16 protein-coding genes are annotated in these 18,481 nt (G+C 33.5%); 14 read left to right on the top strand and 2 right to left on the bottom strand.

The genetic code is table 11. The annotated features are described in order from the left end of the window. The 9 genes from KO504_RS04340 to KO504_RS04380 all read left to right on the top strand — a co-directional run bounded on the left by KO504_RS04340 (position 1) and on the right by KO504_RS04380 (position 9,193). Positions 1–1,251: a TolC family protein gene (locus KO504_RS04340; protein ID WP_215925109.1), complete on the top strand. Its 1,251-nt coding sequence runs from the start codon at positions 1–3 to the stop codon at positions 1,249–1,251. Between the two features lie 95 nt (positions 1,252–1,346). Further along, positions 1,347–2,258, top strand: coding sequence for an HlyD family secretion protein (locus KO504_RS04345; RefSeq protein ID WP_215925110.1), 912 nt, complete (start codon positions 1,347–1,349; stop codon positions 2,256–2,258). Positions 2,259–2,288: 30 nt separating this feature from the next. Next, positions 2,289–2,747 carry an OsmC family protein gene (locus KO504_RS04350; protein WP_215925111.1) on the top strand — a complete coding sequence of 153 codons (459 nt, stop codon included), beginning with the start codon at positions 2,289–2,291 and terminating at the stop codon, positions 2,745–2,747. Positions 2,748–2,753: 6 nt separating this feature from the next. Then, a complete protein-coding gene (locus KO504_RS04355; RefSeq protein ID WP_215925112.1) occupies positions 2,754–3,656 on the top strand; it encodes an ABC transporter ATP-binding protein in 903 nt (300 codons plus the stop codon). 71 nt (positions 3,657–3,727) lie between these two features. Beyond that, a complete protein-coding gene (locus tag KO504_RS04360) occupies positions 3,728–4,456 on the top strand; it encodes an ABC transporter ATP-binding protein (protein WP_215925113.1) in 729 nt (242 codons plus the stop codon). Between the two features lie 84 nt (positions 4,457–4,540). Continuing rightward, the gene (locus KO504_RS04365; protein ID WP_215925114.1) at positions 4,541–4,927 is read left to right on the top strand and encodes a GxxExxY protein; all 387 of its coding nucleotides are present in this window, start codon (positions 4,541–4,543) and stop codon (positions 4,925–4,927) included. Positions 4,928–5,327: 400 nt separating this feature from the next. Continuing rightward, entirely contained in the window at positions 5,328–6,434 is a 1,107-nt protein-coding gene (locus tag KO504_RS04370) for an ABC transporter permease (protein ID WP_215925115.1), read from the top strand. A gap of 110 nt (positions 6,435–6,544) precedes the next feature. Then, a complete protein-coding gene (locus KO504_RS04375) occupies positions 6,545–7,666 on the top strand; it encodes an ABC transporter permease (RefSeq protein WP_215925116.1) in 1,122 nt (373 codons plus the stop codon). Between the two features lie 69 nt (positions 7,667–7,735). After that, positions 7,736–9,193 (top strand): NAD(P)/FAD-dependent oxidoreductase, encoded by a 1,458-nt coding sequence (locus KO504_RS04380; protein ID WP_215925117.1) that lies wholly within the window; start codon positions 7,736–7,738, stop codon positions 9,191–9,193. Between the two features lie 349 nt (positions 9,194–9,542). On the opposite strand, the gene pncA is transcribed toward KO504_RS04380, so the two are convergent. After that, the gene (gene pncA, locus KO504_RS04385; protein WP_215925118.1) at positions 9,543–10,148 is read right to left on the bottom strand and encodes a bifunctional nicotinamidase/pyrazinamidase; all 606 of its coding nucleotides are present in this window, start codon (positions 10,146–10,148) and stop codon (positions 9,543–9,545) included. A 43-nt stretch (positions 10,149–10,191) separates the two neighbouring features. Further along, positions 10,192–11,589, bottom strand: a complete 1,398-nt coding sequence (locus tag KO504_RS04390) for a nicotinate phosphoribosyltransferase (protein ID WP_215925119.1) — start codon at positions 11,587–11,589, stop codon at positions 10,192–10,194. 565 nt (positions 11,590–12,154) lie between these two features. Here KO504_RS04390 and KO504_RS04395 point away from each other — a divergent pair. The 5 genes from KO504_RS04395 (at position 12,155) to KO504_RS04415 (ending at position 18,425) form a co-directional block, all read left to right on the top strand. Further along, complete coding sequence (locus KO504_RS04395; RefSeq protein ID WP_215925120.1) at positions 12,155–13,462, top strand: TolC family protein; 1,308 nt, start codon at positions 12,155–12,157, stop codon at positions 13,460–13,462. Between the two features lie 54 nt (positions 13,463–13,516). Next, positions 13,517–14,593, top strand: a complete 1,077-nt coding sequence (locus KO504_RS04400; protein ID WP_215925121.1) for an efflux RND transporter periplasmic adaptor subunit — start codon at positions 13,517–13,519, stop codon at positions 14,591–14,593. Between the two features lie 10 nt (positions 14,594–14,603). After that, on the top strand, positions 14,604–17,798 hold the full coding sequence (locus KO504_RS04405) for an efflux RND transporter permease subunit (RefSeq protein WP_215925122.1): 3,195 nt from the start codon (positions 14,604–14,606) through the stop codon (positions 17,796–17,798). Between the two features lie 93 nt (positions 17,799–17,891). Beyond that, positions 17,892–18,197: a hypothetical protein gene (locus KO504_RS04410; RefSeq protein WP_215925123.1), complete on the top strand. Its 306-nt coding sequence runs from the start codon at positions 17,892–17,894 to the stop codon at positions 18,195–18,197. A gap of 18 nt (positions 18,198–18,215) precedes the next feature. After that, positions 18,216–18,425: a YgaP family membrane protein gene (locus KO504_RS04415; protein ID WP_215925124.1), complete on the top strand. Its 210-nt coding sequence runs from the start codon at positions 18,216–18,218 to the stop codon at positions 18,423–18,425. The last annotated feature ends 56 nt before the right edge of the window (positions 18,426–18,481 follow it).

Genomic DNA, 18,481 nt, shown 5'->3' on the forward strand with positions numbered 1-18,481 from the left:
ATGAAGCAGTTAGTCCTCATCTTATTACTATCAATTGGATGGTCAAGTTTTGCGCAACAAAACATTACATTAGAAGAATGTTATGATTTGGTGACAGAAAACTATCCATTGGCAAAACAGTCAAAACTTTTAGAGGCGCAAAATAAATTGGATACAGAAGTTATTTCGACTTCAAAATTACCTCAGTTAAGCTTAGATGCGCAAGCAACCTATCAATCGGATGTGATTGAGTTTCCTTTGGCAATGTCTGAAATCGAACCCTTAAATAAAGACCAATATCGTGCGACTGTTTCTGTAAACCAATTAATTTATAATGGAGGAGCAACAGCAGCGTCTTTAGATTTAAAATCCGCGCAACTAAAAACGAAACAAAAACAAGTAGAAGTCAGTTTGTATCAACTCAAACAGCAAATTAACCAACTCTATTTTTCTGTGTTGTTAGCGCAAGAATCTCAGTTGTTATTAAAAGCGAAAAAAGCGCAATTAGAAGCAAAACTTAAAGAAGTACAATCAGGAATTAAGTATGGTGTTATTTTACCAACTTCAGATAAAGTTTTAGAGGCTGAATTATTAAAAATAAACCAACAATGCAACGCATTAGAAAGTAATAAAGCAACCCTTATTGAAACATTATCTAGTTTAATAGGGCAATCAATAGGTGCTTCAACAACATTTCAAAAACCACTTATAGAAACACAGTTACGAACAGAATTAGCAAGACCAGAACTGGAATTATTTCAATTTAAAAAAGATGAAATTAAAAATTCTGAAACACTGTTGTCTAAACTAAACGCACCTAAATTACTTGGTTTTGCAACAGGTGGTTATGGAAATCCAGGATTAAATATGTTAGATAATTCGTTTCAAACATTTTACACGGTTGGTGTTAAAGTGAATTGGAATGTTTTCGATTGGAATGCGAACAAAAAACAAAGAGCATCTTTAGTGATCAACAAAGATTTTATAGAGAATGAAACCGAAATTTTTAAACTCAATACTACCATTGCGCTAAATCAACAACAAAAAGAAATCGATAAAATTGAATCTTTTATTACTTCAGATTTAGAAATAATTAATCTTAGAAAAGACGTGCTAAAATCGGCAGATTCACAACTTAAAAATGGTGTGATTACATCTTCGGCATACATCACAGAACTTACTAATTTATACGAAGATGAGAACACCTTGATAAAACATAACATTCAGTTACAATTGGCAAAAGCAAATTATAATGTCATTAAAGGACAATAGAAGAAGATCTAATAGATTCCGCAGATTAGAGTAGAGAAATAAATAGTAAGATCTGCGAAAATCAGCGAAATCTGCGGGAAACAAAAACCATAAATATGAAAAATAATAAATACATACTAGGGCTAAGTATTATCGTTTTTAGCTTGTTTTCTTGTAGAAACAACAACGGAAAAGCAGACGGTTACGGCAATTTTGAAGCCACAGAAATAACCATTTCAGCCGAAACTAATGGAAAACTAATGCAGTTTAATCTCGATGAAGGAGATGTGCTTCAAAAAGAACAATTTATTGGTTATATAGATACCATTTCTTTAGCATTAAAACGTGAGCAGTTAGAGGTTTCTAAAGCTGTTATTGCTTCAAAATCTAAAGGAGTCTTATCTCAAATAGCGGTTTTGAATTCTAAATTAAAAACAGCAAATACCAATAAAACACGAATAGAAAATCTGATAAAAGATAATGCAGGAACGCAAAAGCAATTAGATGATATAACAGGAGAAATTGATGTCATAAAAAATCAAATTAGAAGTGTCGAAATTCAAAATGCACCTGTGGTTAATGAATTGAAATCTATTGATGTGCAGTTAAAACAAATTGACGACCAAATCCATAAAAGTAAAATTGTAAATCCTGTAAACGGAACCGTTTTAACCAAATACGCAGAACCAAATGAAATTACTGCTTTTGGAAAACCGTTGTATAAAATTGCCGATTTAACCACCATGCAATTACGAGTTTATATAAGTGAAACACAATTGGCTAATATTAAAATAGGACAAGAGGTAACGGTTAAAATTGATGATGGAGATAGTATGAAATCGTATAATGGTACTATTAGTTGGATTGCTTCGGAAGCAGAATTCACACCAAAAATAATTCAGACTAAAGAAGAACGTGTGGCCTTAGTTTATGCCGTAAAAGTGGATGTTAAAAACGATGGAAGCTTAAAAATTGGAATGCCTGCCGAACTATGGCTAAATGCTTCGGAGGAACCTATGAATAATTAAATAAAAAACCATAACTAAAATTATAGAATCATGGAAAAACATATTTATAACGTCGATATTAAATGGACGCAAGACAGAAAAGGAACCATGTGTTCCCCAGAATTGAAAAATGAGGCAACTAATGAAACTAATTGCATTGAAGTGGCAACACCACCAGAATTCCCTGGCGGAATGCCAAATATTTGGTCACCAGAGCATTTATTTACAGCAGCAGTAAGTAGTTGTTTAATGACTACCTTTTTAGCAATAGCAGAATATTCAAAATTAGAATTTGTGAGTTTTGCATGTGGTTCTAAAGGTGTTCTAGAAAAAGTGGATGGTAAATTTGTAATAAGTGAAGTGTTATTATTTCCTGAAGTTGTAATTACAGACGCAGCTAAAAGAGAACGTACAGAACGTATTTTAGAAAAATCGGAAAAAGCCTGTTTAATTTCAAATTCTGTGACTTCAAAAATTACAATGGAAGCTAAAATTATAGTTCAAAATTAAAATTTAGTGAGTATAACGGTCAACCATATTAGTAAGTCTTATAAAAACGTAAAGGCCTTAGAAGATATTTCTTTTCAAGTAAAAGAAGGAGAGCTTTTTGGACTTATTGGTCCTGATGGCGCAGGTAAAACAACGCTGTTTAGAATTTTAACAACGCTTTTAATTGCTAATGAAGGTTCGGCAACGGTTGCTGATTTTGATGTGGTTGCAGACTATAAAAAGATTCGGAATAATGTAGGCTATATGCCAGGGAAATTTTCACTCTATCAAGATTTAACGATTGAAGAAAATTTAAATTTTTTCGCAACTATTTTCGGAACAACCATAGAAGAAAACTACGATTTAATAAAAGACATTTATGTTCAAATAGAATGTTTTAAAGACCGTCGTGCAGGAAAACTATCGGGTGGAATGAAACAAAAACTAGCTTTATGTTGTGCTTTAATTCACAAACCAAAAGTATTGTTTTTAGATGAGCCAACAACAGGAGTGGACCCCGTGTCGAGAAAAGAATTTTGGGACATGCTAAAACGTTTACAGCAAAAAGGCATTACCATTTTAGTATCTACACCCTATATGGATGAAGCTGCTTTGTGTGATAGAATTGCATTAATTCAAAATGGTAAAATTTTGCAGATTGATACACCTCAAGCTATAGTGAAACATTACCCAAAAAAGATTTATAATGTTAGGGCAAGCAATACATACCAACTCATAAATGCTTTAAATGATTATGAATACAACCATAGTGTTTATCCTTTTGGTGAGTTTGTACATTATACGGATAGCAGAAAAGATTTTAATCCGAAAGATTTAATAGACTATTTAGAATCTAAAGATTTATCGCATATAGAAATCGGAAAAACCGAACCAACCATTGAAGATACCTTTATGGAATTGGCGAAATAAATGTCTGTTCGAGTGCAATCGAGAACTAATAAGACATCTCGACTGCGCTCGATGAGACAAAAAAGAACTAAATGAACAAAAACAACGTCATAGAAGCTCAAAACCTAACCAAAATGTTTGGAGATTTTACAGCTGTAGATGCCATTACTTTTGATGTTAAAAAAGGAGAAATATTTGGTTTTCTAGGAGCAAATGGAGCAGGAAAAACAACAGCTATGAAAATGCTGATTGGGATTTCTAAACCAACGTCCGGTGCTGCAAAAGTTGCAGGATTTGATGTGTTTACTAATACAGAAGATATCAAGAAAAATATTGGTTATATGAGTCAGAAATTTGCGTTATATGGCGATTTAACGGTTAAAGAAAATATTACATTTTTTGGAGGAATTTATGGCTTGTCAAGAAAAAGTATCAAAGAGAAATCTGCTGTATTAATAGAAGAGTTAGGACTAGAAAAGGTGGCTAGTAAATTAGTAGGATCCTTGCCATTAGGTTGGAAACAAAAACTATCCTTTTCGGTGTCTTTGCTTCACGATCCTAAAATTGTGTTTTTAGATGAACCAACAGGTGGAGTAGACCCAATTACGAGACGTCAGTTTTGGGAAATGATTTATAAAGCAGCCCATCAAGGCACAACTGTTTTTGTAACCACGCATTATATGGATGAAGCTGAATATTGTGATCGTGTATCTATCATGGTAAATGGAAAAATTGAAGCTTTAGATACACCTAAGAAATTGAAAGAGCAGTTTCAAGTAGATAATATGAATGATGTGTTTTTAAAACTAGCAAGAAGATAGAGAATTTCCTACAGATTTCGCAGAAAATAACTTAAATGAAATCTGTGTTTATTCGCGAGATTTACGGAGTAAAATCAAATAATTATGGAGGAAAAAACAGAAAATGAAATATCCTATATAATCAGAGGAGCGATTTTTAAAGTCTATAATGAATTAGGTCCGGGGTTATTCGAGTCTGTATACGAAGCTGTGTTGATGTATGAGTTAGAGAAACAAGGATTATCAGTTAAAAAACAAGTTCCGTTGCCTGTGTTTTATGATGGTATAGAACTAGAAATTGGCTTCAGATTAGATTTATTAGTTAATAACAAAGTAATAATCGAAATAAAATCGGTAGAAACTTTAGCTAAAGTACATCATAAACAAGTTTTGACTTACTTAAAAATTTCAGAATTAAAACTAGGCATTTTAGTGAATTTTAATGTAGATGATATAACAAAAGGGATTTTTAGAAAAGTAAATGGATTATAAAAAAAATCCCTCAGATTTTGCAGAAATGGACTTAAAAAAATCTGCGCTTATCAGTGAAATCAGCGGGAGATAGATAGTTATAAAAAATGTCGATCAGATAATGCAGATTTGAGTAGAAAGAGTAAATATCAAATCAATTAAAAAACAAAAAAGATCAGCGATAATCTGCGAAATCTGCGGGAGATAGTTATAAAAAACATCCCGCAGATTTCTCAGATTTTGCAGAAATGGACTTAAAAAAAATCTGCGCTTATTAGTGAAATCAGCGGGAGATAGATAGTTGTAAAAAATGTCAATCAGATAATGCAGGTTTGAGTAGAAAGAGTAAATATCAAATCAATTAAAAAATAAAAAAGATCAGCGATAATTTGCGAAATCTGCGGGAAAAAAGAAATAAATAATGAAAAGATTCATAGGTTTCATAAAAAAAGAATTCTATCACATTTTTAGAGATAGACGCTCATTGTTTATTCTCTTCGGAATGCCAATAGCACAAATTATGCTATTTGGTTTCGCTATTACCAATGAAATAAATAATGTAGATATCGCTATTCTAGACCATTCAAAAGATGCAACAACAAAAGAAATTATTAATAAAATTTCAGCATCAAAATACTTTAGTATCAATCAGTTTATTGACAGAGAAGCCGATATTGAAACTATTTTCAAAAAAGGAAAAGTAAAAGCAGTTTTAAATTTCGAAGAAGGTTTCAGTAAAAAGCTAATCAAAGATCATAAAGCTTCTATACAGATTATTACCGATGCTACAGATCCAAATACAGCAAATACCATAAGTAATTATGTCAATGCCATTCTTCAGCAATATCAAAAAGGATTGCATAAAGACATCACAATCGCCTATCAAATTGTACCACAAACCAAAATGGTTTATAATCCAGAATTAAAAAGTGTGTACATGTTTGTTCCTGGTGTTATGACTATTATTTTAATGTTAGTTTCTGCAATGATGACTTCCATTTCTATCACAAGAGAAAAGGAATTAGGAACTATGGAGATCCTTTTAGTGTCACCAATAAAACCAATTCAGGTTATTGTAGGTAAAGTGTTTCCTTATATTTTTCTGTCTATTATAAACGCCATTGTCATTGTCGTTTTAAGCATATTTATATTTAAAATGCCAGTGCAAGGAAGCTTATTTTTATTAGCTTTTGAAAGCGTATTATTTATAATCACAGCATTAGCTTTAGGTATTTTAATCTCAACAATTTCTGCTACGCAACAAACAGCAATGATGATTTCTTTAATGGGATTAATGCTACCCGTAATTCTATTATCAGGTTTTATTTTTCCAATTTCGAGCATGCCTTTACCATTGCAAGTGATTAGTAACATCATTCCTGCAAAATGGTTTATCATCATCATAAAAGGGATTATGCTAAAAGGCGTAGGATTGCAATATATATGGAAAGAAACCTTGATTTTAGTTGGAATGACCATCTTTTTTATTGGATTAAGTGTGAAGAAATATAAAATACGATTAGAGTAAAAGAGTAAAGTTGTCTCGTCGAGCGCAGTCGAGACGTTTATTAAAAGTGATATTTAAAAAAGATTCCTGCTGAAGTTTATCTTGAGCGGAGCCGAAAGGTGGGAAATAATATGAAAACAATTTTATACATCATTCAAAAGGAGTTCAAGCAAATTTTTAGAAATAAAGGCATGCTTCCTATCATTTTTGTACTGCCAATATTACAACTTGTTATACTATCTAATGCCGCTACATTTGAAGTCAAAAATATCAAATTTGGTTATATTGATAATGACCACACATCAACATCGAGAGCATTAGTCGAAAAATTTAATGCCTCTACTTATTTTGATGTATTAACAGATTTTCCTTCTGAAGCATTAGCAAGTGCTTCGATGTTAAAAGGTGAAGTGGATGTGCTTTTACAAATTCCACATTATTTTGAGCGCGATTTACAAAAAGAAAAACAGAACAGCTTAGGCGTAACTATAAACGCAATTGATGGCGCAGCAGCAGGAGTAGAAAATGTATATGTCACACAAATTGTACAACGTTTCAATCAAAACATAAAAATGGATGTATTACAGGTTTCAGACAAACAAATACAACCAATTATTATAGAGACTATTCCATTATTTTGGTATAATAAAACTTTAAATTATAAAACCTTTATGGTTCCTGGTATATTGGTTTTACTAGTCACCATGATTACGCTCTTCCTTTCAGGAATGAATATTGTCCGCGAAAAAGAAATTGGTACTCTAGAACAAATCAACGTCACACCAATTAAAAAGAGTCAGTTTATTATTGGGAAACTTTTTCCGTTTTGGGTTATAGGAATGGGTTTATTAACGGTTGGATTAATTTTAGCCAAAGTCATATTTAATGTTCCAATGCTAGGGAGTTTACCGCTTATGTATTTATACACTTCAATTTATATTCTGGTCATTTTAGGCATCGGTTTATTCATTTCTAATTTTACAGATACACAACAGCAAGCGATGTTTATTGCGTGGTTTTTTACTGTTATTTTTATTTTAATGAGTGGTTTATTTACACCAATAGAGAGTATGCCAAAATGGGCACAAACGCTTACTGAATTTAACCCAATACGATATTTTGTAGAAGTCATGCGTATGGTGATGCTTAAAGGTTCTGGTTTTAACGATATTCTTCCACAGTTATTAAAAACAGCACTTTACGCTTTTATAATGAATGGATTAGCGGTTTGGAGTTATAAGAAGACGAATTAAAAGACTTGTGTAACATTAGTTGCTATGTGTCATTTTATTTGATATTACCTTTAATTAAAATTAATGATTATGTCTAAAATTGTCATTCTTGGAGCCGGAATTTCTGGTCACGTTGCAGCAACGCATTTACGCAGAAAACTACCGAAAAAGCACGAAGTTATTGTAGTATCACCCAACAGTAATTACCAATGGGTTCCGTCTAACATTTGGGTGGGAATTGGTAGAATGAAATCTGAAAAAATCTATTTTCCGTTAGCGCCTTTATATAAAAAGAAAGGTATTGGTTATAAGCAAGCCAAAGCGATTTCCTTTTTTCCTGAAGGAGATGAAACCGAAGAGAAACCTTATGTTTTATCCAAATATGTGGTTGGAGAAAAGAAAGGACAACAAGAAAAAATAACATATGATTATTTGATTAATGCCACAGGACCAAAACTTAATTTTGAAGCGACTGAAGGTTTAATTCCTGGTGAAAATAAAGCCTATTCTGTTTGTACATATTCACATGCGGACCATGCTTGGGAAGGTTTGAAAGCGCTAATTGAGCAAATGAAAGCTGGTAAAAAAGCTAAAATATTAATTGGTACAGGTCACGCAAAATCAACCTGTCAAGGTGCTGCTTTTGAGTATATATTAAATGTAGAACAAGAATTACGCCAGCACAATGTGCGTGATATGGCCGAAGTGACTTGGATTTCTAATGAATACCAATTAGGAGATTTTGGTATGGATGGTATGTTAATGAGTTATGGAAGTTTAACGATGAAATCTCATGAAATGATTGAGATGATTTTTGAAGACCGAGACATTAAATGGATTTTAGGAGCAGGCGTTAATAAAATTGAAGATGGCATAGCACATTACGAAAACCTTGAAGGCGAGCATAAATCAGAATCTTATGATTTTGCCATGTTAATTCCATCATTTTCTGGTCATGGTTTCAAAGCTTATGATAAAAATGAAAACGACATCACAGAAAAACTCTTTAAAGGTTTTATGATTGTTGATGCAGATTACACACCAAAACCTTATGAACAATGGTCTGTAAAGGATTGGCCGGAAACCTATCAAAATCCCAATTATAAAAACATTTTTGCACCAGGGATTGCGTTTGCTCCACCGCATTCCATTTCTAAACCACGAAAAAGTAAAAATGGAACCGATATTACACCAGCGCCACCAAGAACAGGAATGCCATCTGGTATCACGGCGAAGTTAGTAGCAGATAATATTATAGACTCCATAAAGAGAGGAAAAGAGTCCTTAAGCCACAAAGGGTCTATGGGAAATATGGGAGCAGCATGTATTGCTTCAGCAGGTTTTGGATTGCTTAATGGAAGTGGAGTTAGCATTACCACTTTTCCAATTGTTCCAGATTATGAAAAATATCCTAAAACACAAGGGCGTCAACTTGGTAAAACTTTTGGTGAAATTGGTTTAGCTGGTCACTGGTTAAAACTAGCTTTACACTATGCTTTTATTTATAAAGCTAAAATGCGACCATTTTGGTGGTTGATTCCTGAATAGGTTTTTTTAAAATTAGTGTGAGCTAATGAATTTGGAGTAAACACATAAGAGTAATGTCCCCTCGAGGGGACTTTAGGGGTGTTTTATTAATAGAGTAATCAAATATGTCAAGTCACAGAAATATAACCGTGAAAATTAAAATACTATGACACAAAGAATTTCAAAATATCAAAGATTTAAAATGATGAATCCTATCATTCAGTTTTTCAAATTCATTTATTTAAGTATCAAAATAATGATAGTCGTCGCAGGAGGTCATGGTGGCACAAGAAACGTGAACTAAAATAATGATTAGAAATTAGTATGGGATTAATGTCAAGAACTCGTCTATATAATGGTACAATAACTACTAAATAGATGTGGATGTTACCATTTGAATACCCATAGCAATCATTTCTTTCTTTAGCGTTTCAAATACGTCCTTATTCAGTGCTTTTGAGGCATCTTCAATAAAAAAGCAATCAAAACCTTCTTTAACAGCATCGCGAGCTGAAAAATAAACACAGATATCCGCAGCTAAACCACATAGAAAAAGCTGTGTGGTTCCCTTTTCTTTTAAATAACCAGCCAATCCAGTTGATTTTAAATGGCCATTGTCATAAAAAGCACTGTAACTATCAATAGTTTTGTTGGTTCCTTTTCTAAAAATAGCTTCAAATTTGTCAGTATTTAAATCCGGATGAAATGCTGCACCTGCAGTACCTTGCACACAGTGATTTGGCCATAAAGTTTGTGGTTGCCCATCAATTTCAATTTCATCAAAGACAGATTTTTTATCATGATTACTAGCAAAACTGATATGGTCTTTAGGATGCCAATCTTGTGTGCCAATGACTAAATCAAATTGATCTTGAATCTTATTAATTACAGGAATAATTTGATCGCCGTTGGGAACCGGAAGAGAACCGTTTGGTGTGAAATCGTTCTGAACATCAATGATTAGTAGCGTTTTCATGAGTAGAATTTAATTTTGAATGTATTTTTTAATATCGCTTAGTTTAGAATTTATGCTTCTTAATTAAAGTGTCACGTTCTTTCTTGAGTGCAGAACTCAGTCCGATTTTGTAAATATGCGGATTCTGAAAACGTTTAAATTCATTAGGAAGTTGTTTTAAACGTGATTGCGAATATTTTGAAATTTCAGTAACCGATCGAGGCGGAACTATTCTTTTTCCATTTTTCATAACCTGTTCAAGTAAAGGCTCATGCTTAAATGAATTAAGGTCTAAACTTTTTGTCGTATCAAAAGGATGTTCCATTAATGTAACGTTATCTTCAGAAGAAAGCGTTACGGCATCGGCACCATAGAACATACCATTAACGTCTATCATTCGGTAAACTTGCTTTTTAAATGGAAGCGATATTTTAATAATATTTTCAGAAAGCTTGATTCTTGGTGTATCGTTATATTCTGCTAATTTATAAACACCGTCCATGGCAGCATCAGGTTTTCCGGTCACTAGATTTGTGCCAACACCAAAAATGTCAATGGACGCACCTTGTTCCTTCAAACTTTTTATAACATACTCATCCAATTGATTAGACGCAACAATTTTTACATAACTCAAATTCGCATCGTCAAGTATAGCGCGCGTTTTTTTAGATAAATAGGCTAAATCACCACTGTCTAAACGCACACCTAACAAACGGTCGCCTAGTTTTTCCATTTCTTTGGCTACAGTAATAGCATTGGGTAGTCCACTTTTAAGGGTATTATAAGTGTCTATTAAGAAGACACAATTTTCTGGTCGCATTTTAGCAAAATCTCTAAAAGCTTGTAATTCTTCATCATAACTTTGAATAAAAGAATGTGCCATAGTACCTGTAGAAGGAATATCGTAATCTTCGGCAGCTTTAACATTACTCGTACTGTCAAAACCACCAATGACTGCAGCTCTAGAGGCATAATAGCCACCTGTAGCATGTGCACGACGTAAACCCATATCTAAGAGAATGCCATCTTTAGCGCTAAATCTTATTCGGCTAGCCTTTGTAGCAATCAAGGTCTGAAAATTAAGAATGTTTAGTAAAAGCGTCTCAATAATCTGAGCTTCTATAATATTCGCTTCCACTTGTAAAATAGGTCGGTTAGGAAATACAACATCACCTTCTTTACTTGAATAAATGTTTCCTTTAAAACGAAAATTCTTTAAATAATTTAAAAAATCACTTTCAAACCCTTTTTGTTCTAAATATGAAATATCTGATGAAGAGAACTCGAGTGTTTCAAGAATATCTAAGACATCTTCTAATCCTGCAAAAATGGAATACCCACTTTTAAAAGGATTATGTCTAAAATAATAATCGAAGACGGCTCGTCCATTGGGTTTAGTGCCAAAATAAACTTGAGCCATTGTAATTTGATAGAGATCGGTATATGCAGCAGTAATATTCATGAGAATTTTGGATTATATCTTTACAAGATATCCAAAATGAAAAGATGTCTTGTTGAGAATTTTGAAAAATTAAAGGGAATAAATTTAAGGATATTTTACCACTCGGAAAGGGAAGACCTAAGAAAGATTGTATTTGTTTATTAAAAAAAATGATTTAATCGTAATTCATTTTTGCTAAGTAACATTAGTTACCAAGTATTACTATATGTTGACTTACTTTTGTAATATAAAATGGGTTTTGTTCGGCTTAATTAGAATTAAAAGCTTTGATTTTACGAACAGCCAGGTTAGTATGACACAAAGAATTTCAAAATATCAAAGATTTAAAATGATGAATCCTGTCATTCAGTTTTTCAAATTCATTTATTTAAGTATAAAAATAATGTTAGTTGTAGCTGGAGGGCATGGAGGCACAAGAAAAGTTAGCTGATGTGGTTATCAGTTTTTTTTGGTTGGTTAGTAAAAGGGCATTTATAAGGATTTATAAATGCCTTTTTCGTTGGTAACCTTTGTTACTAACTTCTGATTTTACCTAATGTACATTTGTACTATAAATTAATAATTGATGAAAAAACATATTTATATACCACTATTACTTTTCGCGTTTACGATGTCCGTGAAGGCTCAAGATGCAGTGTCTATAACAAAAACTGAGGTCTTAAGTAGAGTTTCAGAAAATAATACAAGTATAAAGATTTCTGAAGAGGAGTTTAAACAAGCGAAAGCCGATTTTAGACAAACCAATGCAGTGTTTTTACCTAACATTACAGCAAGTCATACCGCAATAGCAACTACGAATCCGTTAATGGCTTTTGGTTCTAAGTTGAATCAAGAAATATTAACGCAAAACGATTTTAATCCTGCATTATTAAACGATCCTTCGCAGATTGAAAACTACGCGACAAAATTCGAAATTCAACAACCATTAATCAATTTTGATGGTCTGTATCAACGTAAAGCAGCCAAATCTAAAATGGAAGCCATGTCTTTAAAGACAGAACGTACACAAGATTACTTAGCGTTTGAGGTTGAAAAAGCCTATATGCAATTACAATTAGCGTACAAGGCAGTTGATGTTTTAGAAAAAGCATTAGAAGCGGCAAATGCTAACAAGAAATTAGCAGATAATAGTTTAAAACAAGGCTATTTACAACGTGCAGATGTGTTGAATGTTGAAGTTCGAGTAACGGAAGTTCAGAATCAGTTGCAATCTGCAAAAAGTAATGTGCAGAATGCCTCTAACTACTTATCGTTTTTAATGAATGATGAGACGTATGTGATTTACACACCAACAGATGAGTTAACGGTTTCAACTATTGCAATGGAAGATAAATCTATTTCTGAAAATCGTTCGGATATTAAAGCCATGGAATTGGCTTCAAAGGCTTATGAAGCTATGAATAAGGCTGATAAAATGGCATTCTTACCAAGATTAAATGCATTTGGAAGTTACGAGTTGTATGACGACCAGATTTTTCAAGCGGATGCCAATGGTTATTTGTTTGGGGCACAATTAAGCTGGGATATTTTTCAAGGCTCTAAACGCTTTGGGAAAGCACAAAAAAGTAAATCAGAATTCGAAAAATCAAAACTAGAATACAAGCAATATGTGTCTCAAAGTAATTTGGAATTAAACAAAGCAAAGCGCGCTTTTATCGATGCAGAAAATAAATTAGCATTAAACACTTTAGCCTTAGAGCAATCTGAAGAGTCTTTAAGAATAAGAACCAATAGATTTAAAGAAGGGTTAGAAAAAACGTCTGATTTATTAATCGCAGAAACACAATACGCCCAAAAGCAATTAGAATATTACCAAACCATTTTCGAATACAATTACGCACAAGCCTATTTAGAATTTTTAACCAAAGAATAATTTTTTCTACAAAGTTTCTAAAACCTTGTAGGTATTAAAATAAAAACAATCAAAATGAAAAAAACATATACAATTCTAACATTTTCCTTAGCCTTATTACTAGCGAGTTGCGGAAGTGAAGACAAAAAGCCAATTACCGATAATTTACCTGCAATTACGGTAAAAACGAGTCAGGTAGAAGCCAATACGAATAGTCCGTTTTTGGCTGTAAGTGGAAAAATTCAAGCCGTGAATAGTGCTGATTTAAGCACTAGAATGATGGGTTACGTTAATAAAGTACATGCTAATGTTGGAGATAAAGTAAATAAAGGTCAATTATTAGTGTCTATAAATAATGCCGATTTACAAGCCAAACGGGCACAAGTCAATGCCGGAATTACAGAAGCTACGGCTGCCTTCAATAACGCACAAAAAGATTACAACCGTTTTAAAAACTTGTTTGCAGATAACAGTGCATCACAAAAAGAGATGGATGATATGACAGCAAATTATGAAATGGCAAAAGCACGATTAGAATCGGCTAACCAAATGAAAAACGAAATCAATGCGCAGTTCACATACAGTAATATTACGGCACCTTTTAACGGAACTATTACAAGTAAAAATGTAGAAGCTGGTGATATGGCAAATCCAGGAGCACCATTAATAAGCATTGAAACACCAGGACATTTTGAAGTGATGGCTATGGTACCAGAATCTGAAATTTCTCAGATAAAAAAAGGAACTACTGTTGACGTGTTGGTGAAATCAATTAATCAAACCTTAAAAGGAAAAGTAGCTGAAGTAAGTACATCTGCCAAAAACACAGGTGGACAATATTTAGTAAAAATAGATTTAGATAAAACAGAGGCTACTATTTTATCAGGAATGTTTACAACCGTACAATTTCCTGTAGAAAGAAAAGCAGCGACAGCAATGGTTTTAATTCCAAGTGATGTTATTATAACAAACGGACAATTATCTGGTGTGTATACCGTAAGTCAAAGTAATACAGCATTATTAAGGTGGTTGCGTTTAGGAAGAACCTTTGGAGACCAAGTAGAAGTATTATCGGGTTTAAATGCAGATGAGGCTTATATTGTATCAGCAGAAGGAAAGCTATACAATGGTGCAAAAATTTCAATTCAATAATTAGATTATTATGAAAGAAGGAATCGCAGGTAAAATCGCCAAAGTCTTTATGCAATCGAAGCTTACAGTGCTTTTGATGATTGTATTTATGGTGGTTGGTGTATATAGTTCGTTTTTAATTCCGCGTGAAGAAGAACCACAAATCGACGTGCCAATGGCAGACATTTTTGTGGGTTATCCAGGAGCAAGTCCAACGGAAGTAGAATCGCGTGTCATTAAACCTTTAGAGCAATTAATATCGAATATTAAAGGTGTAGAATATGTGTATTCAACCTCTATGAAAGAACAAGGCATGGTCATTGTTCAGTTTTATGTGGGTGAAGATATTGAGCGTTCGTTTGTAAAATTATACAACGAAATTAACAAACACATGGACCAAATGCCAGCTGGTGTAACGTTTCCATTAGTAAAAACACGTGCTATTGACGATGTGCCAATGTTAGGATTGACCTTATGGAGCGAGAATTATGACGATTACCAGTTAAACCAAATGGCTCAAGAATTAGAGGCTGAGATTAAGAAGGTAAATGATGTGGCAATTACACATAAAATTGGAGGAAGAGACCGTCAGTTACGTGTGGTTTTAGATAAGGATAAATTAGCAGCGAGCGGATTAGATTTCTTGTCGGTGTCTGAAATGATTAAAGCCAACAACAGCCAATTAAGTGCTGGAAGTTTTGATAAAAGTGACACGGAGTTTTTGGTAAATACAGGTAAGTTCTTAGCCTCAGTAACTGATGTTGAAAATTTAGTGGTTGGTGTACAACAAAATCAGCCAATTTATTTAAAACAAGTGGCTAACATTATCGACGGTCCAGAAGTGCCACAGAATTATGTGAGTTTAGGCTTTGGAAAAGGAGGCGAAAAATCAGCTGAGTACAAGTCAGAATATCCTGCAGTTACCATTTCTGTTGCCAAACGAAAAGGTGCAGATGCCATGAAAATCGCGGAAGTGATTATAGATAAAGTAGATCATTTACGAGCAACTTTAATTCCAGATGATGTTCATGTAGAAATTACAAGAAACTACGGAGAAACCGCATCTCATAAAGTGTCAGAATTACTGTTACACCTTATCGGTTCTATCTTTGCAGTAACGATTGTAGTAATGTTAGCCATGGGCTGGCGAGGTGGATTGGTCGTATTTTTATCAGTACCAATTACGTTTGCTTTAACCTTGTTGAGTTACTACATGATGGATTATACGCTTAACCGAATTACGTTATTCGCATTAGTATTCGTAACAGGAATCGTCGTCGATGACTCTATTATTATTGCCGAAAACATGCATAGGCATTTCAAAATGAAACGCTTACCATTTAAACAAGCCGCTTTATACGCCATTAACGAAGTTGGTAATCCAACCATCTTAGCGACATTTACGGTGATTGCTTCGGTATTACCAATGGCTTTTGTGTCTGGATTAATGGGACCGTATATGGCACCAATGCCAATTGGAGCATCAATTGCTATGATTTTATCGCTATTTGTAGCTTTAACCATTACGCCTTATTTGGGTTATATTTTCTTAAGAGAGAAAGATAAAAAAGGAGCGGAGGAGAAGCCTGAAAAAGCAGTAGAGGACACACTGATTTATAGAATTTACAACAAATTTGAAAGACCGCTTTTAGAAAGTAAAGGAAAACGTTGGTTGTTTTTATTAGGAACGTTTGCTGTCTTATTAGGAACGATGGCCTTATTTTTTACCAATTCGGTTGCTGTAAAAATGCTGCCTTTTGATAACAAGAATGAGTTTCAGGTGGTGATTGATATGCCAGAAGGTACAACTTTAGAACGCACAGGTGTTGTAGCTCAAGAGATTTCTCAGTATTTATCGACCCGACCAGAAGTAGTGAATTATCAAAACTATGTTGGGACGTCTGCACCAATTACTTTTAATGGTTTAGTACGTCATTACGATTTACGTGGTGGCTCTAATATGGCAGATATTCAAGTAAATTTATTATCTAAAGAAGACCGTTCAGCGCAAAGTCATGATATCGCTAAATTATTGCGTCCAGATATTCAGAAGATTGCTTCAAAATACAATGCGAATGTGAAGTTGGTTGAAGTGCCACCAGGACCACCTGTATTATCAACTATTGTTGCCGAAATTTATGGACCTGATTATGAAGAACAAATTAAAGTTGCAAACCACGTTCAAGATATCTTAAAGAACACAACTGATGTGGTTGATATTGATTGGATGGTTGAAGATGATCAAACCGAATATCAATTCGATATCAATAAAGAGAAAGCCATGTTATATGGTGTAGCACCACAGCAAATAGCGTATACTATGAACATGGCGTTATCTAATAGAGCTATCACTAATTTATATGATGAAGATGCAGTTAGCCAAGTAGGCTTAGTATTAGCTTTAGATGAAAAAGAAAAATCGACGATTACGGATATTTCACAATTAAAAGTGAAATCGAAACAAGGCCATATGGTGCCAATTGCCGATTTGGTAACGATTAGTGAAACAACTGCGGCAAAAAGTATCTATCGAAAAAATCAAAAACGTGTGGTGCATGTCATGGCAGATATGGCTGGAGATTTAGAAAGTCCTGCGTATGCCATTTTAGGCATGGAAGAAAAATTAAAAGATATTCCATTACCACAAGGTTTTGAGATCAATGAAATGTACTTAGGGCAACCAGAATTTGAAGATGATTATACCGTAAAATGGGATGGTGAATGGCAAATTACATTAGAAGTCTTTAGAGATTTAGGAATTGCCTTTTTAGGTGCTATTATATTGATTTACATATTAATTGTCGGCTGGTTTCAAAACTTTAAAGCACCAATTGTTATGATGGTTGCGATCCCATTATCCTTAATCGGAATAATTTTAGGCCATTGGTTGATGGGAGCATTCTTTACTGCCACTTCATTTATTGGTATGATTGCTTTAGCCGGCATTATGGTAAGAAACTCAGTATTACTGATTGATTTTATCAACTTAAGAACAGCAGAAGGCGTACCGTTAAAACAAGCCGCAATTGAAGCAGGAGCCGTTAGAACCACACCAATTTTATTAACTGCGGGAACGGTTGTTATTGGAGCTTTCGTGATTTTGTTTGACCCAATTTTCCAAGGATTAGCCATTTCATTAATGGGAGGAACAATTGTGTCAACAGTATTAACATTGTTGGTGGTGCCATTAGTATATTACATGATAGAGAAGAAGAATTATAAGTAATAATTGTTCCGCAAATTTCACAGATTTGCGCAGAATAAACACCTACAATCTGCATGAATCTGTGAAATCCGCGAGAAACTAAAACACATACAAATGAAATTAGTCATAGTCACCGTAGTGGATTACTACAAAAAAGATATCATCGAGTTATTTAAGCAGGCTCAAATTAGTAATTTCAGTGAGTCCGATATTGAAGGATTTAAAACTACTACAGCTGTAAAGCTTGATTCTAATTGGTTTGCGAGTAAGCAAAGTGGAGCGGATTCTGAAATGTTTTTTTCCTTTACAGAAGATAAAAATATTGACGAGCTATTCACTTTAATAAAAGAATTCAATGAAAATTTAGAAACTAATAATCCTATAAAAGCGATTGTAGTTCCTATTGAAAGATTTATATAAACTTAAAAATTAATTAAAATGTTAAATACATATTTTAGAGTCATCGTTGGTACCATGGTATTATTAAGTGTGGTCCTTTCCGTATACGTAAGTCCTAACTGGATGTGGTTTACGGTATTTATTGGAGTGAATTTAATTCAATCGGCCTTCACAAAATGGTGCTTATTGGAAACTATTTTGGTAAAGTTAGGAGTAAAGAAAGAGGGTGGTAGTTGTAAGTCTTGTTAACAATGATAGCTTTTTTTGTATATAAAGTAGATTTGGGGCTTCTTTATAGTTAATGA

The organism is Winogradskyella psychrotolerans, from assembly GCF_018860565.1.
GTDB lineage: Bacteria > Bacteroidota > Bacteroidia > Flavobacteriales > Flavobacteriaceae > Winogradskyella > Winogradskyella damuponensis.